This window comes from Alloalcanivorax mobilis (genome assembly GCF_002864685.1).
Taxonomy (GTDB): Bacteria; Pseudomonadota; Gammaproteobacteria; order Pseudomonadales; family Alcanivoracaceae; genus Alloalcanivorax; species Alloalcanivorax mobilis.
On record NZ_NMQZ01000013.1, the window covers coordinates 1 to 23,184 of the forward strand.

General features: G+C 62.5%; 18 protein-coding genes, 4 tRNA genes and 1 pseudogene. 8 read left to right on the forward strand and 15 right to left on the reverse strand.

Features of this window, described 5'->3' with window-relative positions; all coding sequences use genetic code 11:
* Positions 1-139 precede the first annotated feature (139 nt).
* The 10 genes from CGS25_RS08725 to CGS25_RS08770 all read right to left on the reverse strand — a co-directional run bounded on the left by CGS25_RS08725 (position 140) and on the right by CGS25_RS08770 (position 9,513).
* Complete coding sequence (locus tag CGS25_RS08725) at positions 140-2,074, reverse strand: SurA N-terminal domain-containing protein (RefSeq protein WP_101675248.1); 1,935 nt, start codon at positions 2,072-2,074, stop codon at positions 140-142.
* 103 nt (positions 2,075-2,177) lie between these two features.
* Positions 2,178-2,254 (reverse strand) — tRNA-Asp (locus CGS25_RS08730).
* A gap of 10 nt (positions 2,255-2,264) precedes the next feature.
* The gene (locus tag CGS25_RS08735; protein ID WP_089032033.1) at positions 2,265-2,537 is read right to left on the reverse strand and encodes an HU family DNA-binding protein; all 273 of its coding nucleotides are present in this window, start codon (positions 2,535-2,537) and stop codon (positions 2,265-2,267) included.
* A 291-nt stretch (positions 2,538-2,828) separates the two neighbouring features.
* A complete protein-coding gene (gene lon / locus CGS25_RS08740) occupies positions 2,829-5,225 on the reverse strand; it encodes an endopeptidase La (protein WP_089032034.1) in 2,397 nt (798 codons plus the stop codon).
* A 54-nt stretch (positions 5,226-5,279) separates the two neighbouring features.
* Positions 5,280-6,563: an ATP-dependent Clp protease ATP-binding subunit ClpX gene (gene clpX, locus CGS25_RS08745; RefSeq protein WP_101675249.1), complete on the reverse strand. Its 1,284-nt coding sequence runs from the start codon at positions 6,561-6,563 to the stop codon at positions 5,280-5,282.
* A gap of 113 nt (positions 6,564-6,676) precedes the next feature.
* The gene (clpP, locus tag CGS25_RS08750; protein ID WP_089032036.1) at positions 6,677-7,330 is read right to left on the reverse strand and encodes an ATP-dependent Clp endopeptidase proteolytic subunit ClpP; all 654 of its coding nucleotides are present in this window, start codon (positions 7,328-7,330) and stop codon (positions 6,677-6,679) included.
* 259 nt (positions 7,331-7,589) lie between these two features.
* The gene (gene tig, locus CGS25_RS08755; protein WP_101675250.1) at positions 7,590-8,903 is read right to left on the reverse strand and encodes a trigger factor; all 1,314 of its coding nucleotides are present in this window, start codon (positions 8,901-8,903) and stop codon (positions 7,590-7,592) included.
* A 227-nt stretch (positions 8,904-9,130) separates the two neighbouring features.
* Positions 9,131-9,206, reverse strand: a tRNA-His gene (locus CGS25_RS08760).
* A 124-nt stretch (positions 9,207-9,330) separates the two neighbouring features.
* Positions 9,331-9,407 (reverse strand) — tRNA-Arg (locus CGS25_RS08765).
* Between the two features lie 29 nt (positions 9,408-9,436).
* Positions 9,437-9,513: transfer RNA gene (locus CGS25_RS08770), tRNA-Pro, on the reverse strand.
* Between the two features lie 211 nt (positions 9,514-9,724).
* On the opposite strand from CGS25_RS08770, the gene folD reads away from it, so the two are divergent.
* Positions 9,725-10,579, forward strand: a complete 855-nt coding sequence (folD, locus tag CGS25_RS08775; RefSeq protein WP_089032038.1) for a bifunctional methylenetetrahydrofolate dehydrogenase/methenyltetrahydrofolate cyclohydrolase FolD — start codon at positions 9,725-9,727, stop codon at positions 10,577-10,579.
* Positions 10,580-10,713: 134 nt separating this feature from the next.
* Here the strand turns inward: folD and CGS25_RS08780 are convergent, their stop codons facing one another.
* The 3 genes from CGS25_RS08780 to CGS25_RS08790 are packed head-to-tail and all read right to left on the reverse strand — an operon-like array spanning position 10,714 to position 13,907.
* Positions 10,714-11,598: an efflux RND transporter periplasmic adaptor subunit gene (locus CGS25_RS08780; protein ID WP_101675251.1), complete on the reverse strand. Its 885-nt coding sequence runs from the start codon at positions 11,596-11,598 to the stop codon at positions 10,714-10,716.
* On the reverse strand, positions 11,591-11,806 hold the full coding sequence (locus tag CGS25_RS08785) for a DUF1656 domain-containing protein (RefSeq protein ID WP_089032040.1): 216 nt from the start codon (positions 11,804-11,806) through the stop codon (positions 11,591-11,593). The genes CGS25_RS08780 and CGS25_RS08785 overlap by 8 nt, the downstream gene beginning before the upstream one ends.
* A complete protein-coding gene (locus CGS25_RS08790; RefSeq protein WP_089032041.1) occupies positions 11,796-13,907 on the reverse strand; it encodes an FUSC family protein in 2,112 nt (703 codons plus the stop codon). The genes CGS25_RS08785 and CGS25_RS08790 overlap by 11 nt, the downstream gene beginning before the upstream one ends.
* Positions 13,908-14,085: 178 nt before the next feature.
* Here CGS25_RS08790 and CGS25_RS19405 point away from each other — a divergent pair.
* Both CGS25_RS19405 and CGS25_RS19410 read left to right on the forward strand, forming a co-directional pair.
* A pseudogene (locus CGS25_RS19405) lies at positions 14,086-14,241 on the forward strand (YegP family protein); the annotation flags it as partial.
* On the forward strand, positions 14,221-14,418 hold the full coding sequence (locus tag CGS25_RS19410; protein ID WP_232802334.1) for a YegP family protein: 198 nt from the start codon (positions 14,221-14,223) through the stop codon (positions 14,416-14,418). The pseudogene CGS25_RS19405 and the gene CGS25_RS19410, both read left to right, overlap by 21 nt.
* A 22-nt stretch (positions 14,419-14,440) precedes the next feature.
* Here CGS25_RS19410 and CGS25_RS08800 read toward each other — a convergent pair whose 3' ends face one another.
* Positions 14,441-16,123 (reverse strand): glutamine--tRNA ligase/YqeY domain fusion protein, encoded by a 1,683-nt coding sequence (locus CGS25_RS08800; RefSeq protein ID WP_089032043.1) that lies wholly within the window; start codon positions 16,121-16,123, stop codon positions 14,441-14,443.
* A gap of 85 nt (positions 16,124-16,208) precedes the next feature.
* Here CGS25_RS08800 and CGS25_RS08805 point away from each other — a divergent pair, with 85 nt between their 5' ends.
* From CGS25_RS08805 to CGS25_RS08815, 3 genes are read left to right on the forward strand one after another with little or no spacing between them, the layout of a single operon-like run.
* Positions 16,209-16,706: a peptidylprolyl isomerase gene (locus CGS25_RS08805; protein WP_089032044.1), complete on the forward strand. Its 498-nt coding sequence runs from the start codon at positions 16,209-16,211 to the stop codon at positions 16,704-16,706.
* 5 nt (positions 16,707-16,711) lie between these two features.
* Complete coding sequence (locus CGS25_RS08810; RefSeq protein ID WP_089032045.1) at positions 16,712-17,296, forward strand: peptidylprolyl isomerase; 585 nt, start codon at positions 16,712-16,714, stop codon at positions 17,294-17,296.
* The gene (locus tag CGS25_RS08815) at positions 17,293-18,042 is read left to right on the forward strand and encodes a UDP-2,3-diacylglucosamine diphosphatase (protein WP_101675252.1); all 750 of its coding nucleotides are present in this window, start codon (positions 17,293-17,295) and stop codon (positions 18,040-18,042) included. Before CGS25_RS08810 ends, CGS25_RS08815 begins: the two co-directional genes overlap by 4 nt.
* A 74-nt stretch (positions 18,043-18,116) precedes the next feature.
* On the opposite strand, the gene miaE is transcribed toward CGS25_RS08815, so the two are convergent.
* Positions 18,117-18,725 (reverse strand): tRNA-(ms[2]io[6]A)-hydroxylase, encoded by a 609-nt coding sequence (gene miaE, locus CGS25_RS08820; protein ID WP_089032047.1) that lies wholly within the window; start codon positions 18,723-18,725, stop codon positions 18,117-18,119.
* Positions 18,726-18,965: 240 nt separating this feature from the next.
* On the opposite strand from miaE, the gene CGS25_RS08825 reads away from it, so the two are divergent.
* Entirely contained in the window at positions 18,966-19,868 is a 903-nt protein-coding gene (locus CGS25_RS08825; RefSeq protein ID WP_101675253.1) for a lysophospholipid acyltransferase family protein, read from the forward strand.
* Between the two features lie 347 nt (positions 19,869-20,215).
* On the forward strand, positions 20,216-22,810 hold the full coding sequence (acnB, locus tag CGS25_RS08830) for a bifunctional aconitate hydratase 2/2-methylisocitrate dehydratase (protein WP_089032049.1): 2,595 nt from the start codon (positions 20,216-20,218) through the stop codon (positions 22,808-22,810).
* Positions 22,811-23,184 lie beyond the last annotated feature (374 nt).

Genomic DNA, 23,184 nt, shown 5'->3' on the forward strand with positions numbered 1-23,184 from the left:
AACGCCACGAATCAAGTAGAACGCCCAACAGGGCGTCAGCGGCGATGGGCAGTGGATCAGCACGAGTCATTCCCGCTATTCCGCGATGAACCTAAAAAAAACCCGCCGGAAGCGGGTTTTTTATGGTCGCGGAACCCCGTTATTGCGGCTGGGGCTGCTGCTGCGGAGTTTCACTGAGGCGATCGCCGTGGATACTGACATCCATGGAGTCGCGCAGATAAGCGTTAATCTGGCGGAAGCTGCGCTGCCCCTCGACCCGGGCCTGCTCCTGAAGCGCCAGCGCCTGCTGCTGCTGATCCAGGGGGTCGGCGCTGCCGTCCTCCACCGCGGTCACCTGGAACGCCATCAGATCACCGTTGCGCAGGGTCACCAGTTGCACCTGGGATGCCTGGCCTTGTTGCGGACGCGGCGTGGAGAAAGCGGCGTCCACCACCTCCGGCGCCGGCTCCTCGGCACCACGCTGCACGCCCTCTTCGCTCTGCACCGGCGCGTCCAGCAAGGCGGCAATCTTGTCCATGTCGGCGCCCTGCTCAAGCTGCTCACGGGCCTGTTGCGCCAGGCTCTCGGCCTTTTCACGGGCCTTGTTCAGCTTTAACTGGGCGGTGATGTCATCGCGCACCTGGTCCAGAGGCAGGGGCTCGGCGGGCTGGGTATCCTGCAACCGCACCGCCGCGTAGCGGCCATTGCCCAGATCCAGCAGATCGCTGTTGTGGCCTTGGTCACGCACCGCATCGCTGTTCAGTGCCTGGCGGACCTGGTCGTTGTTCAGCGCGGCGGGCAGGTTCTCCAGATCAACCCAGTCGCTGCTTTGCACTTTCAGGCCCACTTGCTCGGCGGGCACCTCCAGGTCGGCGTGCTCGTACACCAGCTCTTCGAGCCTGGCCAGGTCTTCCGCGAGCAGGGCATCCGCCTGGCCCTTGGCCAGATCGGCGCTGATTTGCTCACGCATCTGATCCAGAGGCGGCATCGTCTGCCGGTCTTCCTTGATGACTTTCAACAGATGCACGCCAGCGTCGGAAACCACCGGTTGGGACACCTCGCCCACCTTCAGATCGGCCAAGGCGCTTTCCAGGCTTTCCGGCAGCGCGCCCTGCCCCAGCGTCCCCAGGCTGCCGCCCTTGCCAGCACTGGCGGAGTCGTCGGAATACTGTTTGGCGACCTCGGCGAAGCTTTCGCCTTTGTCGAGCGCCTGGCGGGCCTGTTCGGCGCGGGCCATGGCCGCTTTCTGGTCGCGCTTGTCGTCCACGGCGATCAGAACATGCGCCACCTCGCGGGTGGTCGACGCGCTCTCACGCATGGATTTGCGTGCCTGATACTCAGCCTCGATCTGCTTGTCGCTGACCTTGACCCGGTCGCGGTAGAGATCCGGCGTCAGCAGCAGGTACTGAACCCGCAGTTGCTCGGGGCGCATGAAATCGTCCTTATGCTCCTGGTAGAACGCTTGCACGTCCTGGTCCGAGGCGGTCATCCGTTGACGCAAGTTGTTCACCGAGACGCTGGCATAGCTTACATCGCGGCGCTGCTCGCCGAGCCGGCGTTGTACCGCCAGTTCCGCTGGCAAGGCAAAATCGGTGGCGGCGAAGGCACTGCGGTATTGCTGGCTGATGTGATCCTGCCGCAGGCCATCCAGATAGCCGCGCGGCGACATGCCCTGGGCACGCACCAACTGCTCGAAGGTCTGCTCGGAGAAACGGCCATCCTGTACGAACGCCGGGTTGGCGCGAATCAGTTTCGCCGCCTGCGCATCGCTGAACTCCATGCCGGCATTTTCGGCGGCGGCATTGACCAACTGCTCACCGATGATGCCTTCCAGTACCATTTGCGGATGGATAAAGGAATCCAGCATTGATTCTGTGACGTTCGGGCTTTGCTGGCGAATCATCTGCCGCAAACGCTCCGTCCGTGAATTGACGTAGGCGCGGGTGATCTTGCTGCCCTCCACCTCCGCCACGGTATCCTGGCTCCCCCCACCGGAAAAATAGCCATAAAACCCGGAAATGACAAAAGGAAGAATTATCAGGCCAAGCAGTACCTTGCCCACGGGCCCGCGGACAAATCGCCTGAACTCCTGCATGGTTTACTCCATGGAATCGCGTTGATCGTTGTTATTGGAGACCTGAACGGGTGTCAGGTTCCAGAAAGCAAAAAAGCGTACCCGCTAAGGATACGCTTCGTGCTGGCGGAGCGGACGGGACTCGAACCCGCGACCCCCGGCGTGACAGGCCGGTATTCTAACCAGCTGAACTACCGCTCCCGGGACCAGATCAGTTCACCGCGTCTTTCAACGCTTTGCCTGCTTTGAAGCCCGGAACCGTGGCAGCGGCGATCTTGATGGTTTCACCGGTCTGCGGGTTGCGGCCTTCGCGTTCGGCGCGCTGCTTCACGGAGAAGGTACCAAAGCCTACCAGAGAAACGCTGTCGCCTTTTTTCAGGGCGCCGGTAACGGCATCCAGAGTGGCGTCCAGTGCACGGCCAGCATCGGCCTTGGAAATATCGGCGGCCGCGGCGATGGCATCGATCAGTTCGGATTTATTCACAAAATTCCCCTTTTCTATTTCCGGTTTTTGGTCGAGGCGCGATGCCCTCTCCATTCGACGAAGCCGCCTTTATACCAATGGCTCCAGAGGGCGTCAAGAAAGGATAAGAGGCATCACCCCAGTTAAAAGAAAGATAAAAATCTTTCCAGATCAATATGTTAAAACACACGTCAGAAAACGAATCCGTGCCCTTTCACTACCCGGGCGATGGCCATGGCCACCGCCTCGATCAAGATTGCACTGCTCGTTTAACCACAAGACCGCGGCGCCATCGGGCACCGGGCACCGGGGTCAATGTGTGCTTGGCCTTTCTGTTTCCTGCCGTGCTTTTTCGTCGGCCAGGGCCAGATCCTCCTCCACTTCCGCCTCACTTAAGGGGGTGGGCGTGCGCGTCAGAGCCACTTCCAGCACCTGATCGATCCATTTTACCGGACGAATATCCAGCGACTGCTTGATATTATCCGGAATCTCTTTCAGGTCCCGCTCATTCTCATGAGGAATCAGAACCGTCTTGATGCCGCCACGGTGAGCGGCAAGCAATTTTTCCTTGAGACCACCAATGGCAAGCACCTGGCCGCGCAGGGTGATCTCACCGGTCATCGCCACGTCGGCGCGAACCGGAATACCACACAATACCGAAACCATCGCGGTACACATAGCGACACCGGCACTCGGGCCGTCTTTCGGCGTGGCACCTTCAGGCACGTGAATGTGCAGATCATTACGATCCAGCTGCCGGCGGCGGATGCCCAGTGAGCGCGAGCGACTTTTCACCACCGTCCAGGCGGCCTGAATCGATTCCTGCATGACATCGCCCAGCGAACCGGTGGATGTCACCCGCCCTTTGCCCGGAGTGGAGACACTCTCGATGGTCAGCAGTTCCCCGCCTACCGAAGTCCACGCCAGCCCGGTAACCTGGCCGACCTGATCCTGCTCCTCAGCGAGCCCGTAACTGAACTTGCGAACGCCCAGATAATGCTCGGTGTTGTCCGCCGTCACCGTGACCGCATCCTCGCTTTTCGCAAGCAGGTGTTCCTTGACCACTTTACGGCACACCTTGCTGATTTCGCGCTCCATGCCACGCACACCGGACTCACGGGTGTAATGCCGCACGATATGGCGCAGCGCGTCCTCGTCGAAGCTGAGTTCGTTTTTCTTCAGGCCGTTGGCGGCGATCTGCTTGGGAATCAGATACTGGGCGGCGATGTTGACCTTCTCGTCCTCGGTGTAACCAGGCAGGCGGATCACTTCCATGCGGTCAAGCAGCGGCGCCGGGATGTTCATCGAGTTGGAGGTGCACACGAACAACGTCTCCGAAAGGTCGAAGTCCACTTCCAGATAGTGATCGTTGAAGGTGTTGTTCTGTTCCGGGTCGAGCACTTCCAGCAACGCCGACGCCGGGTCGCCGCGCATGTCCATGCCCATCTTGTCCACTTCGTCGAGCAGGAACAGGGGGTTGCGGACGCCCACCTTGGAGAGTTTCTGTACCACCTTGCCCGGCAGTGAACCGATGTAAGTGCGGCGGTGACCGCGAATTTCCGCCTCGTCACGCACGCCGCCCAGCGCCATGCGCACGAACTTGCGGTTGGTGGCGCGCGCCACCGATTGCCCCAGGGAGGTCTTGCCGACCCCGGGCGGGCCCACCAGACACAGCACCGGGCCTTTCACCTTACCGACCCGGTTCTGAACGGCGAGAAACTCAAGAATGCGCTCCTTGACCTCTTCCAGGCCATAGTGATCCTTGTCGAGGATCTCTTTGGCATGGGCCAGATCGTGGCGCACGCGGCTGCGTTTTTTCCACGGCAGCGAGGTCATCCAATCGAGATAACTGCGTACCACGGTGGCTTCCGCGGACATCGGCGACATCATGCGCAGCTTATTCAGCTCGCTTTTTGATTTTTCCTTCGCTTCCTTGCTCATGCCGGAGGAATCAATGCGATTTTCCAGATCCTCCAGCTCATTGCCACTCTCGTCCAGATCGCCGAGCTCTTTCTGAATCGCCTTCATCTGCTCGTTCAGATAGTACTCGCGCTGGCTCTTCTCCATCTGTTTCTTGACCCGGCCACGGATGCGCTTTTCCACTTTCAGCACGTCCATGTCGGATTCCATCAGCGCCACCAGATGCTCGACGCGCTCGCGCACGTCGACCATTTCCAGCACGTCCTGCTTCTCTTCCAGTTTCAGTTGCAGGTGAGCGGAGATGGTGTCCGCCAGCCGGCTGACCTCATCGATGGAGGACACCGAATTAATGATCTCCGGGGCCACTTTCTTGGAAAGCTTCACGTACTCTTCGAATTTGGCGAGCAGCGAACGCGACAGCGCTTCCTGCTCGCTGTCCGCCGGCAGCGCATCGCTGAGTTCGCGGACATCGGCAAGGCCACCCTTGTCGTCAAAACGCGCGGCGCTGACATGGCCGCGCGAGCCGCCTTCCACCAGCACCTTGACGGTGCCGTCGGGCAAGCGAAGCATTTGCAGGATCGTGGACACGGTACCGACCCGATAGATCTCGCTTTCGCCAGGATCGTCATCGGAGGCATTGCGTTGCGCCACCAGCATGATCTGCTTGTCGTCAGCCATCGCCGCTTCCAACGCGGCGATCGATTTTTCCCGACCCACGAACAGCGGAATCACCATGTGGGGGTACACCACCACGTCACGCAGTGGCAATAAAGGAATGTCTTTCAGCACCTGTCGCCCCTTATCCGTTTCGAAACACGGCCGCGTTACAGGTCACGCCCGATGTCAGTCGGGCGCGACTCTGGACGTTTGCTCGCTGTTTTCGTATATCAGCAGTGGCTCGGATTCACCTTCGATGGTGGCACTGTCAATCACCACCTTCGCCACGCCGTCCATTGAGGGCACCTGGTACATGGTGTCCAGCAGCACGCCTTCCAGAATCGAACGCAAGCCACGGGCACCGGATTTCCGCTCCATGGCCTTGCGGGCCACGGCTCTCAGGGCGTCGTCGCGGAAATCGAGTTCGACGCCTTCCATATCAAACAGGCGAACATACTGCTTGGTCAGGGCGTTGCGCGGCTCGGTGAGAATCTGAACCAGCGCCTCCTCGGAGAGTTCCTCGAGGGTGGCCACCACCGGCAAACGCCCGATGAACTCGGGAATCAGGCCGTATTTGACCAGATCCTCGGGCTCCACGCTGGCCAGCGTCTCGCCCACGGTCAGCTTGTTGTCCTTGCTCTTCACCTCGGCGGAAAAACCGATGCCGCCTTTATCGGAACGGTCACGGATCACCTTATCCAGACCGGCGAACGCGCCGCCGCAGATAAACAGAATGTTGGAGGTGTCGACCTGCAGGAATTCCTGCTGGGGGTGCTTGCGCCCGCCCTGCGGCGGCACCGACGCCACCGTGCCTTCGATCAGTTTGAGCAACGCCTGCTGAACGCCCTCGCCGCTCACATCACGGGTGATGGAGGGGTTGTCGGACTTGCGCGAGATCTTGTCGATCTCATCGATATAGACAATGCCACGCTGGGCTTTATCCACATCGTAGTCACACTTCTGCAGCAGTTTCTGGATAATGTTTTCCACGTCCTCGCCCACGTAACCGGCCTCGGTCAGCGTGGTCGCATCGGCGATCGTGAACGGCACGTTCAGCAGGCGCGCGAGGGTCTCGGCGAGCAGGGTTTTACCGCTGCCGGTGGGGCCGATCAACAGAATATTGCTCTTGCCCAGCTCGACTTCATCGCGGCCCGAGCGGCCTTTCGTACCCAGACGCTTGTGGTGGTTGTACACCGCCACCGACAGCACCCGCTTGGCCCGCTCCTGGCCGATCACATAATCGTCCAGCGTGGTCTTGATCTCCTGGGGCTTGGGCAGACGCTCGTCGCCACCGTCCCGGGTCTCTTCCTGCACTTCCTCGCGGATGATGTCGTTGCACAAATCCACGCATTCGTCACAGATAAAGACCGACGGTCCCGCGATGAGCTTGCGGACTTCATGCTGGCTCTTGCCACAGAACGAGCAATACAACAGCTTGCCGTCATCGCCCTTTCCGGTGTTATCGGTCATCGAATCGCCTCTGAAACCTGAGAATCTCGTTTGAAGATGCAGGGTGAAACCGGCTTTTTCAAGCCCGTCGGCGCTCACCCGGCGCCCATTAGGCCATTTATTGCGCTTCGCGATCAGCCGCGGCGGCGCAGGACCTCGTCGATCAGCCCGTATTCCTTGGCCTGCTCCGCGTCCATGAAGTTATCGCGGTCGGTGTCGCGCTCCACCACTTCCAGCGGCTGGCCGGTGTGGTGCGCAAGCAGGCGGTTCAGGTCGCCCTTGATCTTGAGGATCTCGCGGGCGTGGATTTCAATGTCCGACGCCTGCCCCTGGAAACCGCCCAGCGGCTGGTGGATCATCACCCGCGCATTGGGCAGCGCATTGCGCTTGCCTTTGTCGCCGGCGGCGAGCAGGAAGGCGCCCATGCTGGCGGCCTGGCCGATGCACATGGTGGACACCGGCGGCTTGACGAACTGCATGGTGTCGTAGATCGACATGCCCGCGGTCACTGAACCGCCCGGGCTGTTGATGTACAGATTGATGTCCTTATCCGGATTTTCCGATTCCAGGAACAGCATCTGGGCAACAATCAGGTTGGCCATGTAATCCTCTACCTGGCCGACCATGAAGATCACCCGCTCTTTCAGCAGGCGTGAGTAGATGTCGAAGGAACGCTCGCCCCGCGAGGTCTGCTCGATCACCACGGGCACCAGGCCCACGTTGCTCGGATCCTGCATCAGGGTTTTCATTTCCGGGGTCAAAGACGTAATCCGGCTCAGGTCGATCATCAAGTGGTTCCTTATCTGCCTCTAGCATGTGTGCCCCGAAGGACACGCCCGTGAAGCGGGTATTGGGGCGTGCCGGCCACTCTGCAAGGGCCGCTTACCAGGGAATGACTCCGATAGTAAGGTGGGGCCGGTGAGGCGTCCATAAAGGCGGGTAAAACAGGGGTCTAACTGCGCAAAAGTTGCGCAAATTGGCTCAATTTAAACCAAAACGGGGCCCAAGGGCCCCGTTTTGCTGTTTCGCGACGCGGCGTGCGGTCGCTTATTGGTCGTCCTGCTGGCGCGGTTTTACCGCTTCCTGATAGGGCAGGCTCTTCTCTTCCACCTTGGCGGATTCGAGCACGAAATCGACCACCTGGTCTTCCAGCACCGCGCCTTCGATCTGCTGAAGCTGCTGCGGATTGCTGTACACCCAGTTAACCACTTCCTCGGGCTGTTCGTACTGCGCGGAGATCTCTTCGACCCGGGCCTTCACTTTGTCGGCGTCGGCGCTCAGTTCGTGTTTGTCGAGGATCGCGCGCACCACCAGACCCAGGCGCACGGAGCGCTCGGCCTGATCGCGGAACAATTCGTCGGGCAGCATCGAGGCATCGAACTGCTGGCCGCCGCCAAACTGCTGCACCATCTGCTCGCGCATGCGGCCGGATTCCTGCTTGACCAGTGCGTCGGGCAGGTCGAACTCATGGCTCTTGGCGAGCCCGTCCATGACCTGTTCCTTGACCTTGCCGGCAATGGCGTTCTTCAGTTCGCGCTCCATGTTCTTGCGCACTTCCGCCTTGAACTTGTCCATGTCGCCGTCTTCGACACCAAAGCCCTTCATGAACTCACCGTCCACTTCCGGCAGGCTCTTGCCTTCCACCTTATTGACCTTGATCTCGAACACCACCGTCTGGCCTTTCAATTCCTCGGACTGGTAGTCCTCCGGGAAGGTCACGTCGATGTTCTTCTGCTCACCGGCCTTCATGCCGACAATGCCGTCCTCGAAACCGGGAATCATGCGGCCGGAACCGAGTTCCAGGTTTTGCCCTTCGGCGCTGCCGCCTTCAAAGGCTTCGCCATCTTTCAGGCCTTTATAGTCAATGTTGACCTGATCGCCGCTCTCCGCGGCACGATCCACTTCCTGATAGGCGGCGCGCTGCTCGCGCAGGGTTTCGATCATCTGATCGACGTCGGCGTCGGTCACTTCGGAAACCGGCTTTTCCACCTCAATGGCGTCGAACGGAGCCAGCTCGACGTCCGGATACACCTCGAACGTGGCCACGAATTCCAGATCCTTGCCACTCTGGTTGGTGACCGCCTCGAAACCGGGCATGCCGGCGGGCTGCACTTTCTCTTGCTCGACCGCCTCAATGAAGGAATCGCGCATCACATCGGCGAGCACTTCGTTACGCACGGCATCCCCAAAGCGACGCTTCACTTCGCTCATCGGCACCTTGCCGGGGCGAAAGCCGTTCAGGCGAACGCTCTTCTGGGCTTCACGCAGCTTCTCGTTCACCGCGGAATCCACTTTCTCCGCCGGCACACCCACCGTCATCCGGCGTTCCAGACCTGAAGTCGTTTCTAAAGAAACCTGCATAACATCCTCTTTATAAAGACTTTTGGATCGCCAGCTACCCGGGGGTTTGGCCAGCGCTCTCCGTGAAGGGCACGAATTATAGTCAATGCCGGCGCCGCTGCCTATATGGCGCGGCCCTCATCGTGGACACAATATCGTGGATACAAAAAAGCCTTCGGGCTGCTACCCGAAGGCTTTTGCGTGCCCCGCCGAAACGCGCTGTCGCGACGTCTCGGAGGGCTGCCAGTTGGGGTGGCTGATGGGATTTGAACCCACGACCACCGGAGTCACAATCCGGGGCTCTACCAACTGAGCTACAGCCACCATTAACATGGTGTCGAAAAAGCCTGGCGGGCTTTTTCTTGCGTTTCACCCGCCACTGTTCCGGCCGATGAAAAAATACGAAGCAGGATGATGCCGATCTCGCCGCGCCCTGCGCGCGTTGCGATGGCGCACCTGGCAGGGCTCGAACCTGCAACCTACGGCTTAGAAGGCCGTTGCTCTATCCAATTGAGCTACAGGCGCATTTCAGATCGTCCGCCGTTTGCTCAACGTGGTCGGGGTGGAGGGATTCGAACCCCCGACATCCTGCTCCCAAAGCAGGCGCGCTACCAGGCTGCGCTACACCCCGTGAGCAGGTCGAGCGAGGCGGCATAATACTCGCCACCCCGGGGGGCGTCAACGCCGCGAAAGCCTTTTAAAAACAGGATGTTCGAATTTTAAACGCCGTAAGGAAAGCGCATCGGCGATGGGCCCGTGGCGGCGAAGCATTTTTGCCCGTGCGGCGGCGGCGTGCGAGAATCGCGCCCCTGGTTTGTCCCCTTCCCTACCGAGAGAGACCCATGAGCGCGCAGATTCTGGATGGCAAGGCCCTGGCCCAACATTTCGAAGAGGAGATGCGCGAGCGCGTGCAGGCCCTCAAAGCCAAGGCCGGCGGCCGCACCCCCATTCTCGCCACCCTATTGGTCGGCGCCGACCCAGCCTCGGCCACCTACGTGAAGATGAAGGGCAACGCCTGCCAGAGAGTCGGCATGGATTCGCGCGCCATCGAGTTGCCGGCGCACACCACCACCGAACAACTGCTCGCGGAAATCGACGCCCTCAACAACGACCCGGACGTGCACGGCATTCTACTGCAGCACCCGGTGCCCGAGCAGATCGACGAGCGCCTTTGCTTTGACGCCATCGGTCTTGAAAAAGACGTGGACGGCGTCACCTGCCTGGGCTTTGGCCGCATGGCCATGGGCGAAGCCGCCTACGGCTGCGCCACACCCAAGGGCATCATGCGCCTTCTTGAGCACTATAACGTGCCCCTGGAGGGCAAACACGCCGTGGTGGTCGGCCGCAGCGCCATTCTCGGCAAACCGATGGCGATGATGCTGCTCGGCGCCAACGCCACCGTGACCATTTGCCACAGCCGCACGCAAAACCTGGCGGCCCTGGTGCGCCAGGCGGACCTCGTGGTGGGCGCGGTGGGCAAACCGGAATTCATCAAGGCGGACTGGATCAAAGACGGCGCCGTGGTGGTGGACGCCGGCTTCCACCCGCAAAAGTGCGGCGACATCGAACTCGCCCCCCTCACCGACCGCGTCGCCGCCTACACCCCGGTCCCCGGCGGCGTCGGCCCGATGACCATTAATACGTTGATTTTTCAAACGCTGGAGGCGGGAGAAAAGGCGTTGAACGCCGGACGCTAGACGCCGGACGCCGGACGCTAAAACCCGGCGCGGAACGCATCGGCGTGTTTCCTGTAACGCCGGACAGCGTCCCAGAAAACACGCCTTTACCGGTCAGGCTAAGGGTTTAGCGTCCGGCGTCCGGCGTCCGGCGTCTAGCGTCTAGCATCCGGTTCCACAATCTCCACACTGGCGGTCATGCCCGCCGCCAGGCGCAGGTTTTCGGGGGCATCGATCAGTTCGATGCGCACCGGGATGCGCTGGGCCAGGCGTACCCATTCGAAGGTGGGCGCCACGCTGGGCAGGCCCTGGTCACCGCCGGCGATGGCGTTGCTGTTGGCGATGCCCCGGGCGATGCCCGTTACCTCGCCGCGCAGGGTTTGTTTCATTCCCAGTAGCCGTACCCGCGCCTTGGCGCCGGGTTCAATGCGATGCACCTGGGTTTCCTTTAGATAGGCCTCGACCCAGAACGAGCGCGCGTCCACCAGGGTCATGACCGGTTCACCGGCGTGGGCGTAGTCGCCTTGATGGGCTTGCAGATGGGTCACGTAGCCGGCCACCGGCGACGCCACCTGCGCCCGGGTCATGTCCAGTTGCGCGCTTTCCACGGCCGCCTGGGCGGCGTGCAGATCGGTCAGCGCCAGGGCCTGGGCGCTGACCGCCTGTTCGCGCTCCTCCCGGGACACCGCCGCGCCCAGATTGCGCCGGCGGCTGGCCTCGTCGGTGCGCAGTTTCAGTTCCTGCTGGCGATGGGCCAGCTGCGCTTGGGCCTGGGCCAGGTTGAGCCGGTAGCGCTCCGGGTCGACGCTGAACAGGGTGTCGCCCTGCTCCACGTATTGATTGTCGCGCACCCGCATGGCGGTGATCGCCCCGGAAACGTCCGGTGCCACATTGATCACCACCGCCCGCACCCGGGCGTCCCGAGTCCAGATCTGATCAAAATAGTGATACCACAGATAACTCACCGCCAGGGCGGCGGCGACCACCAGCAGCAAGGTTAGCAATAGCGGGCGCCAACGGCGCGCGGCGGTGTCAGCCATGGGCACTCCATACCAGCCAGGCCCACAGAATCAGGGCCATCAGAATCAGAAACAGGCAAAAGCCGGCCAGCGCCGGATGCCAGAAAAAACGGTAGCCGTCCACCCGGTTGATGCTCCAATGCAGCGGCACCAGCAGCAACAAGGCGATCACCACCACCGGCAACAGCGGCGGCAGCAGCACACCGGCCAAATTGATCTCATGCAGCACCCCGAACCTCCAGGCCTTGCCAGGCGATGGCGCCGGAGCCGGCCAGGAAAAAGCCGGCGTATCCGCGGATAATATTGATCTGCATGCGCAGGCGCACCACCGCGCGCACCAGCCGCCGCCGCTCCCCTTCGCTGTGCGCCTCGCGGTAAGCGCGCTGGCATTGGCGCAGCACCGAATCGGTGTCACCGGCCAGGGCCAGCCAGCGATCCTCGCCACCCTGGCGTAACGCGCGCTGGGTATCGCGCACCAGGCGTGTCAGCGACAGCCGCACCGGGTCCGGCACGCCGCGCCGGCACAGCGCATCCAGATAGAGCAGCCCGAGACCCAGCGTGACACACGCCATGGCGCCACGCAGCAACTCGCCATCACGCTCCTGGTCCGGGTTCAGCTTCGGCAATAACAGACCAATGCGGTCATAGAGGATGGTCTCCATCTGATGCCGGGGCCGGCGCCGGTGGATCGGCCAGCGCGCCAGGGTCTGGCACAGATCGCGGCACAGGCGGCGGCGGGCGCTGGCGGCATCGTCGCTGGGCCAGATCAGCAGAAAGGCGAGCACCGGCATGCTCATGCCCAGGGCCAGGCCGAGGATATTATTGAACAGCGGCGTGGCGGTGAAGTCCTGGGTCGGCCCGATGTCCAGCAGCACCGGGAAAAACACCGTCACGGCGGTGCCGATGGCCGCCGACGATGGCCGCGTCATGGCCAGGCCGGCGAGCACATAGGTGGGCGCCAGCCACCACACCAGCGCCGCGAACCCCTCACTGCCCGGCAGCAACACCAACCGGTAGAGCACCGCCAGCAGGGCGGCGGTGGCGGCGCCTTTCATAAAGCCACTGGCGGCGCCCACCGGGTCGTCGCGGGTCGAGAACAACGCACAGATCACCCCGGTCATAATGACGATCTGCGGCCCCTGGCTGGCAGCGCTCAGGTACCACAGGGTCACCGCCGCGCCGATGGCAATGACGGCACGCACCGCGTTGCGCAGCGCCTGGCGATAATCCAGATGCAGCCTTGAGGTGCCGGCGCGCCAGGGGGTTTGCGGGGTCTGGTCGGAAAGCATGGCGTAAATCACCACGCTGGAGCGCAGCCGATCGCACAGCTCCGAGCAATGCTCCAGGGCCAGTTGCAAGGCATAAAAGCGCTGTTCGGTGCCCTCCACCTGATCGCCACGCAGCGCTCTCGCCAGCGCCTGGGCCTGCTGGTGCAACCCGGACAACCGCTCGCGCAGTTGCACGAAGTCCTGTTCCGGGTCCAGCGCCGCCACGCCGGCGAGCAACTGATCCAGCGAATTCTGGCGGTGTTCGTCGGCGTAACGGGTGATGTAGGCGTTGAGTGGCCCCACCGAGGTGATCATCGCCAGCATTTCGTGGCCCAGCCGCCGGCACAGACCGGCCCGGCGGCGCAGACGGGCGGAATCGAACAACGCGTTTTCGCGCAGGTTTTCCAGCGCGATGCCGCTGGTCAGCAAGGCGCGGCGGCGTTCTTGCAGCGCCGCGTTGTCGAGGCGCCCGGCAGCGCTGTCGGCAACCAGTGAAATCAGCGCGCGCAGTTGCTCCCGGGCGCGCTCCAGGTAGGCGCGGCTGGCCGGCAGCGGCCACACCAGCACGCTGGCCAGGCTGGCGCAGACAATGCCCAGGCTGATTTCGGTGACCCGGGCGACGGCGGTAGCGAAGGCCGCGTCCGGCTGCAGCGCCGCGGGCAGGCCGATGATCAACGCGGTGTAGCCGGCCAGCACAAACGCATAGGAGCGGAAATTGCGCAGCAGGCTGGCGCAGAAAGTACACAGCCCCAGCCACGCCGCGATGGCGATAAAGAAGAACACATGCTGCTGATCGCTCAACGAGACCAGCAGCAACGCCATGCTCGCCCCGCAAACGGTGCCGATCAGACGATACAGCCCCTTCGCCACCACCATGCCGCCCAGAGGCTGGGCGACGATGTAGACGGTGGCCATGCACCACTGTGGCTTATCCAGGCCCAGCACCAGCGCGATCAGCAGGGCCAGCATGCTGGCGGCAAACGTGCGCAGCGAGAACAGCCATTCCCGGCGGCCGGCGTCGCGAACAAAGGCGGGCAATAAACGGCGGGCGTGGACGGTCATGTTCTCTCCATGCTCATAACCGATTCAGTATAAAGCAGCGGCGGGCTATTCCCACTGGCCGGTTGTCCGCCCTGCCCCCTCGGGCACGCAATCGCAACAGAGTTGCAACCGGAATACCACAGGAGTGTCACGCTCTTCGTTCTAGGCTCGGTGTTTCCGCCTTTTTAAGGAGAGAGTCATGGCCGGTAAGTTCGAAGTGGAAACAGCCAAGAATGGGCAATTCTTCTTTCGCCTGAAAGCCGGCAACGGCGAGATCATCCTGAGCAGCGAGTAGTACACCAGCAAAAGTGCCTGCAACAATGGCATCGAGTCGGTGAAGAGCAACGCCGCCCAGGACGAACGCTACAAGCGCCAGGAGGCCAGCGATGGCCGGCATTACTTCAATCTGCGCGCCGGCAATCACGAGGTGATCGGCACCAGCCAGATGTACAAGGACAAAGGCGGAATGGAAAAGGGCATCGACTCGGTGAAGAGCAATGCCCCGGGTGCCACCGTGGTGGACAAAAGCTGATCAGCGCCGGCCCGCGCCGAGGTTAAGCCTCGCGGGGCCAGGATTCACGCAGGCCAACCACCCGGTTGAACACCCGACGCTGAGCGTCGCTGTCCTGATCCACGCAGAAGTACCCTTCCCGTTCAAACTGAAACCGGCTGCCCGGCTCGGCGTTGGCCAGGGCAGGCTCCACCAGGCAGCGTGACAGCACGCGCAGGGAATCCGGATTAAGGGTATCCAGGAAATGGCCGCCCTCGGGCACTTTGGCCGGGTTGGCCACCTGGAACAGCCGGTCATACTGACGCACTTCGCAGGGCACGCCGTGCACGGCGCTGACCCAGTGAATCACGCCGCGCAGTTTGCCTTGGCCTTCGTCGTTCTCCGGGTTCTTGCCCAGCGTGTCCGGATCATAACTGCAGCGTATTTCGATGATCTCGCCCTGGTCATCACGCACTACATCGTGGGCGCGCACCACATAGCCGTAACGCAGCCGGACCCGGTCACCGAGCACCAACCGCTTGTACTTTTTATTCGCCTCTTCGCGGAAATCGTCCTGATCGATGAACACCTCGCGGGTGATCGGCATGCGCCGGGTGCCCATGCTCTCATCCTGCGGATGCTGGGGCACCTCCAGCGATTCTTCATGGTCTTGCGGCCAATTCTCGATCACCAGCTTGAGCGGATTGATGACACAGAAAGCACGGGGCGCGTGCTGATTCAGGTCGTCACGTACCGCCTCTTCCAGCAGGCTCATGTCGATCACGGAATCGGCCCGGCTGACGCCCACGCTTTCGCAGAAGTTGCGGATCGCGGCCGGCGTGTAGCCGCGCCGGCGCAGCCCCGCCAGGGTCGGCATGCGTGGATCGTCCCAGCCGTTGACGTGCCCTTCGTCCACCAGCAGCTTGAGCCGGCGCTTGCTGGTCACGGTGAAATTGAGATTGAGGCGGGAAAACTCATACTGGCGTGGCTTCGCCTCGATGGCGGCGTGCTCCACCAGCCAGTCGTACAGCGGGCGGTGCTCCTCGAACTCCAGCGTGCACAGGCTGTGGGTGATGCCTTCTATGGCGTCCGAGAGCGGATGCGTGAAGTCATACATGGGGTAAATGACCCACTTGTCGCCGGTCTGGTGGTGCGCTTTTTTGCGTATCCGGTAAAGAATCGGATCGCGCAAAGTCAGATTCGGGTTGGCCATGTCGATCTTCGCGCGCAGCACCGCCGCGCCTTCATCAAAGCCGCCGTCGCGCATTTTCTCGAACAACGCCAGGTTCTCATCGACGTCGCGATCCCGATGGGGGCTGTGGCGCCCGGGCGTGGTAAAATTGCCGCGCATCTCGGCGATCTGTTCCGGGCTCTGGGTATCCACGTAGGCCAGACCCTGGCGGATCAGCGCCACCGCGTAGTCGTAAAGCCGATCGAAATAGCCGCTGGCGAAGCGCACCGGCCCGGACCACTCAAAGCCAAGCCAGGTAACATCGTCCTGAATCGCCTGAATGTACTCGTCGTCTTCTTTTTCCGGGTTGGTGTCGTCGAAGCGCAGGTGACACTGGCCCTGATAGGCACTGGCGATGCCGAAATTCAGGCAAATCGACTTGGCGTGGCCGATGTGCAGATAGCCGTTGGGCTCCGGCGGGAAGCGGGTGACCACCCGACCATCGTTTTTTCCCTCGGCCAGGTCACGATCGACGATCTGTCTGATAAAGTTGGTGGTCGCTTTTGCTTCACTCATTGAGCCGCCTGCGGCTGAAATACGGGGTGCGCTAGTGTACAGTGCGCCCCCTCACAGTCAAAGACTCCCAGGAGCCGGAACCGTCATGAAAGTGCAGTTGACCACCACCTACGGAAAGATCGTTTTGCAACTGGATGCCGTGCGCGCTCCGGTCTCCACCGAGAACTTCGTGCAGTACGTGCGCGACGGTCATTTTGACGGCACCGTCTTCCACCGCGTGATCAGCAACTTCATGATCCAGGGCGGCGGTTTCACCCCGGACATGACGCAGAAGCCGACCCGCGAACAGATCGAGAACGAAGCCGGCAACGGGCTCTCCAACGAGACCGGCACGATTGCCATGGCGCGCACCTCCGACCCGCACTCCGCCACCGCCCAGTTCTTCATCAACGTGGCCGACAACCATTTCCTGGATCAGGCCCGCTCCCCGGACGGCTGGGGCTACGCGGTGTTCGGTAAGGTGGTGGACGGCATGGACACGGTCAATAAGATCAAGGCCGTGGCCACCGGCAGCAAGGGCTTCCACCAGGACGTGCCGCGCGAGGACGTGATCATTGAGTCCGCCGAGGTGATCGAGGAGTAAGCACGATGCGCCGCCTGTTCATTCTGCTTGCCTTGCTGCCGGCGCTGGCACTGGCTCAGCCCCGTGTTGAGCTGACCACCAGCCAGGGCACCGTGGTGCTGGAGCTGTTCGAGGACAAAGCCCCGGCCACGGTGAAGAATTTCCTCGACTATGTGGACGCCGGCTTTTACGACGGCACCGTGTTCCACCGGGTGATCCCCGGCTTCATGATCCAGGGCGGTGGCTTCGACGCCGACCTGGATCAGAAGAAGACCCGGGCCCCGATCGCCAACGAAGCCGACAACGGTCTGCGTAACGAGCGCGGCACCGTGGCCATGGCCCGCACCGGCGACCCGGATTCCGCCACCGCCCAGTTCTTTATCAACCTGGTCGACAACGGCAGCCTGGACCACCGTGGCAAAACCCAGCGGGGCTGGGGCTACGCGGTGTTCGGCAAGGTGGTGGACGGCATGGACACCGTGGACCGCATCGCCAAGGTGAAAACCGGCGTCAGCTCCCTGAACGGCTACCCGGCCCGGGATGTACCCCGGCCGCTGATCGTGATCGAACACGCGCGCCGCCTGAGCACCGACCAGACCGCCGCCCAATGAGCTACAGCCTGCTGATTTCCGATTTGCATCTGGACCCGGCGCGCCCGGAGCACCTGGCCGCGCTGGGCGATCTGTTGCGCCAGCACGGTGGCCAGGCCCAGCGCCTTTATGTGCTGGGCGATCTGTTCGAGGCCTGGATTGGCGACGACGATGACAGCGACTTCAACCGCACCGCCATCGATGCTTTTCGTGCCTTCAGCGATGCCGGCAGCGAACTGTATTTCATGCACGGCAATCGCGACTTTCTGCTTGGCGAGGCGTTCGCCACCGCCTGCGGCGGCGCCTTGATCGACGAAGGCACGGTGGTCGATCTGCACGGCACTCCGGTGTTGCTGATGCACGGCGACAGCCTGTGCACCCGCGACACCGCCTACCAGCAGTTCCGCGCCATGGCCCGCGACCCGCACTGGCAGAGCGCGATGCTCGCCAAGCCCTTGCAGGAGCGGCGCATGATTGCCCAGGGCATGCGCATGCAAAGCCAGGGCAATAACGCCAACAAGGCCGAGAACATCATGGACGTGACCCCCGAAGAAGTGGTCCGGGTCATGGACCAGGCCGGCGTGCGCGATCTGATCCACGGTCACACCCACCGCCCCGCCGTCCACGACGTGCCCCTCGCCCACGGCGCCGGCAAACGCTGGGTACTGGGTGACTGGGGCAAGCTGGGTTGGTGGATCATCGCCGATGGCAGCGGCTTGCGGCTGGAGAGCTGGGAGATTGATCCCGAGTTAAAAGTTGAAAGTTAAAAGTTAAAGGCGCGAGCCCAGGCCATGCCGCTCGGATCGGCATTCTCCGCGTTTCAACTTTTAACTTTTAACCTTCAACTGATCTTTGGCACCCCCGAATGAAACCGGAATTCCCGGTCAGGTTCTTCGATCAGCGCCCTCTCCTTCTCCTTGAAAAACGCCACGCGCTCGGCGATGGGGCCGTTGGCGTAGCGTTCGGCGAGGTCCAGGTAGTCTTGAAAATGGCGCGATTCGCTTTTCAATAGATAGCGGTAGTAGCGGCCCAGCTCGGCGTCCACGTGGGGTGCCAGAGCGGCGAACCGCTCGCAGGAGCGCGCCTCGATCAAGGCGCCGACGATCAAGATATCCACCAGCCGCCCCGGCTCGCTGGTGCGCACGTGCAGACGCAGCCCCTGAGCGTAGCGCGCCGGCGACAGATGGTCATACACCACGCCGCGCTCGCGCATCATCGCCAGCACCTGCTCGAAGTGCAGCAGCTCTTCGCGCGCCAACCGGCTCAGCGTGTCCAGCAGCTCCGGGCGGTCCACGTAGCGAAACATCAGGTTGATCGCCGTCGACGCCGCCTTCTTTTCACAGTGAGCGTGGTCGATCAACAGAATGTCGGGATGCGCCAGCGCCCAACCGATCCAAGCGTCCGGAGTGGAACACGGCAGAAAGTCGCGCAGTGGGGTTATGTCGGTCATGGCCACCTCGAGGGAAACGGCGCCAGTTTAACGCGTTGCGCGTGGGATGCCAGGTGCCTGTCGCCTGACGCTGGACGCCTGACGCTGGACGCCTGACGCTCAACCCAGTGCTGGGGTGATTGGCGTGTTTCCTGAGACGTTCCAGAAAACACGCCGTAATTTTCGGTCTGGGGGTTTGGCGTCCGGCGTCCGGCGTCCGGCGTCTGGCGTTCTCCCCCCATCCCTTTATAATCGCCGCCCATGGGCCGCAAAACCAATCCTCGCATTCAACGACTCAAAGGGCGCAGCGCCGTTTTCGCGCTGCGTTTGCTCGGGCTATTGCCGTTTGGTCTGAACCGGGCGCTGGCGACACTGATCGGCGCCCTGCTGGCGCGATGGCCCGGCGAAGCGCTGAAAATCACCCGCATCAATCTGGCGTTGTGTCTGCCTGATCATGCGGATCGCGAGCGTCTGGCCCGCGCCTCGCTGGTGGAAAGCGTCAAGAACACCTTCGAGATCGCGCTGTTCTGGCGCCGCCCGGAAGAGGGCCTGGAGCGAGTGGTCAGCGAAGACGGCGACGCCGAGCTGCGCCAGGCGGTGGCCAATCGCGAGCCGGTGCTGATCCTGGCGCCGCACCTGGGTTGCTGGGAAGTACTGAATTTCTGGCTGGCGCGGGAGTTCGGCCTGCACGCCATGTTCGCTCCGTCCGGCCTGCCGGAGGTCGACGAGCTGGTGAAAACCGGCCGCGAGCACTTTGGCTCCACCATGTACCCGACCACCGCCCGGGGCGTGGCCGGGCTGGTGCGCGCCATGCGCAAAGGCGCGCTCACCGCGATTCTTCCCGACCAGGTGGCCGACCGTCGCAGCGGGCGGTTCTCGCCGTTCTTTGGTCAGGCCGCCTACACCGGCACGCTGAGCTGCAAACTGGCGAAACAGACCAACGCCCGCGTGTTCATGGCCTGGGCCCGCCGCCTGCCCGGCAGCGAAGGCTTCGAAATCCGCGTGCGCCGCGCCGACCCGGACGTGCACGACGACGACCTGGATCACGCCCTCAAGGCCATGAACCGCTCCATCGAGGCCCTGATCCTCGAAGACCCGGCGCAGTACCTGTGGAGCTATAAGCGGTTTCGCCGGCAACCGCCGGGTGGGACGTTGCCTTATTAGAGCGCCAGACGCCGGACGCCGGACGCCGGACGCTAAACCCGGTGCTGGGGTGAGCGGCGTGTTTTCTGAAAGGACACTCCAGGAAACACACCGCGCCTTTCCGCGTCGGGTTTAGCGTCTAGCGTCTAGCGTCTAGCGTCTAGCGTCTGGCGTCTGGCGTCCGGCGTCCGGCGTCCGGCCTCCCCCCCATCTATTCCGAACATTCACCCCATGAATGACAATAACGCCAGTTTGATTTAACAGTGGATCGTGTTTCCGCTATACTCCGCGCGCAATTCCAACCCCAAGACACACCCCAAACCATTGATTTCCAAAAGAAATCAGTCAGACGAAACGAGGGATTCGCTGTGCTAGAAGCCTATCGCAAACATGTCGAGGAACGCGCCGCCGAGGGCGTCCCCCCGAAACCGCTGGACGAACAGCAGACCGTCGAGCTGGTGGAACTGTTGAAAGCCCCCACCGCCGGTGAAGAAGACGTCATTCTTGATCTGTTCGTTAACCGCGTGCCGCCGGGCGTGGATCAGGCCGCTTACGTGAAGGCCGCTTTCCTCACCGCGATCGTTAAAGGCGAAGCCAGTTCTCCCCTGATCGACCGCAAACGCGCCACCGAACTGCTGGGCACCATGCAGGGCGGCTACAACGTGGCGCCGCTGATCGAGCTGCTCGACGACCAGGAGCTGGCCGATGTGGCCGCCAAGGAACTCAAGCACACCCTGCTGGTGTTTGATGCCTTCCACGACGTGGAAGACAAAATGAAGGCCGGCAACGCCAAAGCCAAAGAGGTGATCGAATCCTGGGCGGAAGGCGAATGGTTCACCGATCGCAAGGATCTCGCCGAGAAATTCACCGTCACCGTGTTCAAGGTGACCGGCGAAACCAACACCGATGACCTGTCCCCGGCCCAGGACGCCTGGAGCCGCCCGGACATCCCGCTGCACGGCAACGCCATGCTGAAAAATGCCCGCGAAGGCATTTTCCCGGAAAAAGACGGCGAGATCGGTCCCCTCAAGCAGATGGAAGAATTGAAGGCCAAAGGCCATCCGGTGGCCTATGTGGGCGACGTGGTCGGCACCGGCTCTTCCCGTAAATCCGCCACCAACTCGGTGCTCTGGCACTTCGGGGAGGACATCCCCTTCGTGCCCAACAAGCGCGCCGCCGGCGTCTGCATCGGCGGCAAGATCGCGCCGATCTTCTTCAACACCATGGAAGATTCCGGCGCCCTGCCCTTCGAATGCGACGTGGAAAAGATGAACACCGGTGATGTGATCGACATCTACCCGTTCGAAGGCCGCGTCGAGAAAGACGGCGAGGTGATCGCCGAATTCGAACTGCGCAGCCAGGTACTGCTGGACGAAGTGCGCGCCGGCGGCCGCATCAACCTGATCATCGGCCGTGGCCTCACCACCAAGGCGCGCACCGCCCTGGGCCTGGAAGAATCCCCGCTGTTCCGCAAGCCCGAGCAGCCCGGCGACTCCAATGCCGGCTTCACCCTGGCGCAGAAAATGGTCGGCAAGGCCTGCGGCCTGGAAGGCGTGCGGCCGGGTATGTACTGCGAGCCGAAGATGACCACCGTCGGCTCCCAGGACACCACCGGCCCGATGACCCGCGACGAGCTGAAAGACCTGGCCTGCCTGGGCTTCCAGGCGGATCTGGTGATGCAGTCGTTCTGCCACACCGCCGCCTACCCCAAGCCGGTGGACGTGGAAACCCAGCACACCCTGCCCGACTTCATCATGAACCGGGGCGGCGTGTCCCTGCGCCCGGGTGACGGCATCATCCACTCCTGGCTGAACCGCATGCTGCTGCCCGACACCGTCGGCACCGGCGGCGATTCGCACACCCGCTTCCCGATGGGCATTTCCTTCCCGGCCGGCTCCGGCCTGGTGGCCTTCGCCGCCGCCACCGGCGTGATGCCGCTGGACATGCCGGAATCGGTGCTGGTGCGCTTCAAGGGCAAACGCCAGCCCGGCATCACCCTGCGTGACCTGGTCCATGCGATTCCGCTGCAGGCGATCAAGGAAGGCCATCTGACCGTGGCCAAGGCCGGCAAGACCAACGTGTTCTCCGGTCGCATCCTGGAAATCGAAGGCCTGGAAGACCTCACCGCCGAGCAGGCGTTCGAGCTCTCCGACGCCTCCGCCGAGCGCTCCGCCGCTGGTTGCACCATCACCCTGTCCGAGGACAGCGTGGCGGAATACCTGACCTCCAACATCACCCTGCTCAAGTGGATGATCGCCAACGGCTACGGCGACGCGCGCACTCTGGAGCGCCGTATCCGTGGCATGGAAGAATGGCTGGCCAACCCGAGCCTGATGCGCGCCGACGCTGACGCCGAGTACCACACCGTGATCGAGATCGACATGGATCAGATCAAGGAGCCGGTACTGTGCTGCCCGAACGACCCGGACGACGCCAAGACCCTGTCCGACGTGGCCGGCGCCAGCATCGATGAGGTGTTCATCGGCTCGTGCATGACCAACATCGGTCACTTCCGCGCCGCCGGTAAGCTGCTGGAGAAAGTGGACGGGCTGACCACGCGCCTGTGGATCGCGCCGCCCACCAAGATGGACCAGCACCAGCTTACCGAGGAAGGTTACTACAACATCTACGGCCGCGCCGGCGCGCGCACCGAGATGCCCGGCTGCTCGCTGTGCATGGGCAACCAGGCCCGCGTGGCGGCGAAGTCCACGGTGGTCTCCACCTCCACCCGCAACTTCCCCAACCGCCTCGGTCAGGGCGCCAATGTGTACCTGGCGTCCGCCGAGCTGGCGGCAATCGCCGCGGTGATCGGCAAACTGCCCACCGCCGAGGAGTACATGGAGTACGCCAACACCATCGACTCCATGTCCGGCGAGATCTACCGCTACATGAACTTCGACCGCATGGATGAGTATCAGCAGGTGGCCGATACCGTGAAAATTCCGGTGGCGCAAGCCAGTTAAATTCCGGTTTTGAACGGTTGCTAAAAAAGCCCGGCTTCGTGCCGGGCTTTTTTTTGGTTCATCGCGGATTAGCGGGAAGCTTCTTTTGGCTCGCGCTTGGGCCGCTCCATTGGGGACGCGGGACAAGGGCGGTGCCTTCCGGGACCGCTCACGCCATCCCTGGCCGCTGTTTGTTTGGCCGTCCCTGGCCAAACAGCTCCCTCCAGGCACCGCCCTTGTCCCGCTCACTGAGCAGCGTCACCGCCACGGGTCATCACACCGCCAGGACCGCGACGGCCCGGCCGTGCCGCTCTGGAGGGTCTACCCCTTGTTGTGTCGCCGAGGCGCGGGAAATTGATAGGGTCAGTTGGCCAGGGACGGCCAACTGAGGCGGC

Bases quoted from the DNA above. Each gene is read 5' to 3' on its own strand.
- CGS25_RS08725 (WP_101675248.1), bottom strand. From the start codon at position 2,074: ATGCAGGAGTTCAGGCGATTTGTCCGCGGGCCCGTGGGCAAGGTACTG.
- clpX (WP_101675249.1), bottom strand. From the start codon at position 6,563: ATGACCGATAACACCGGAAAGGGCGATGACGGCAAGCTGTTGTATTGC.
- clpP (WP_089032036.1), bottom strand. From the start codon at position 7,330: ATGATCGACCTGAGCCGGATTACGTCTTTGACCCCGGAAATGAAAACC.
- tig (WP_101675250.1), bottom strand. From the start codon at position 8,903: ATGCAGGTTTCTTTAGAAACGACTTCAGGTCTGGAACGCCGGATGACG.
- folD (WP_089032038.1), top strand. From the start codon at position 9,725: ATGAGCGCGCAGATTCTGGATGGCAAGGCCCTGGCCCAACATTTCGAA.
- CGS25_RS08780 (WP_101675251.1), bottom strand. From the start codon at position 11,598: ATGGCTGACACCGCCGCGCGCCGTTGGCGCCCGCTATTGCTAACCTTG.
- CGS25_RS08790 (WP_089032041.1), bottom strand. From the start codon at position 13,907: ATGACCGTCCACGCCCGCCGTTTATTGCCCGCCTTTGTTCGCGACGCC.
- CGS25_RS08800 (WP_089032043.1), bottom strand. From the start codon at position 16,123: ATGAGTGAAGCAAAAGCGACCACCAACTTTATCAGACAGATCGTCGAT.
- CGS25_RS08805 (WP_089032044.1), top strand. From the start codon at position 16,209: ATGAAAGTGCAGTTGACCACCACCTACGGAAAGATCGTTTTGCAACTG.
- CGS25_RS08810 (WP_089032045.1), top strand. From the start codon at position 16,712: ATGCGCCGCCTGTTCATTCTGCTTGCCTTGCTGCCGGCGCTGGCACTG.
- CGS25_RS08815 (WP_101675252.1), top strand. From the start codon at position 17,293: ATGAGCTACAGCCTGCTGATTTCCGATTTGCATCTGGACCCGGCGCGC.
- miaE (WP_089032047.1), bottom strand. From the start codon at position 18,725: ATGACCGACATAACCCCACTGCGCGACTTTCTGCCGTGTTCCACTCCG.
- CGS25_RS08825 (WP_101675253.1), top strand. From the start codon at position 18,966: ATGGGCCGCAAAACCAATCCTCGCATTCAACGACTCAAAGGGCGCAGC.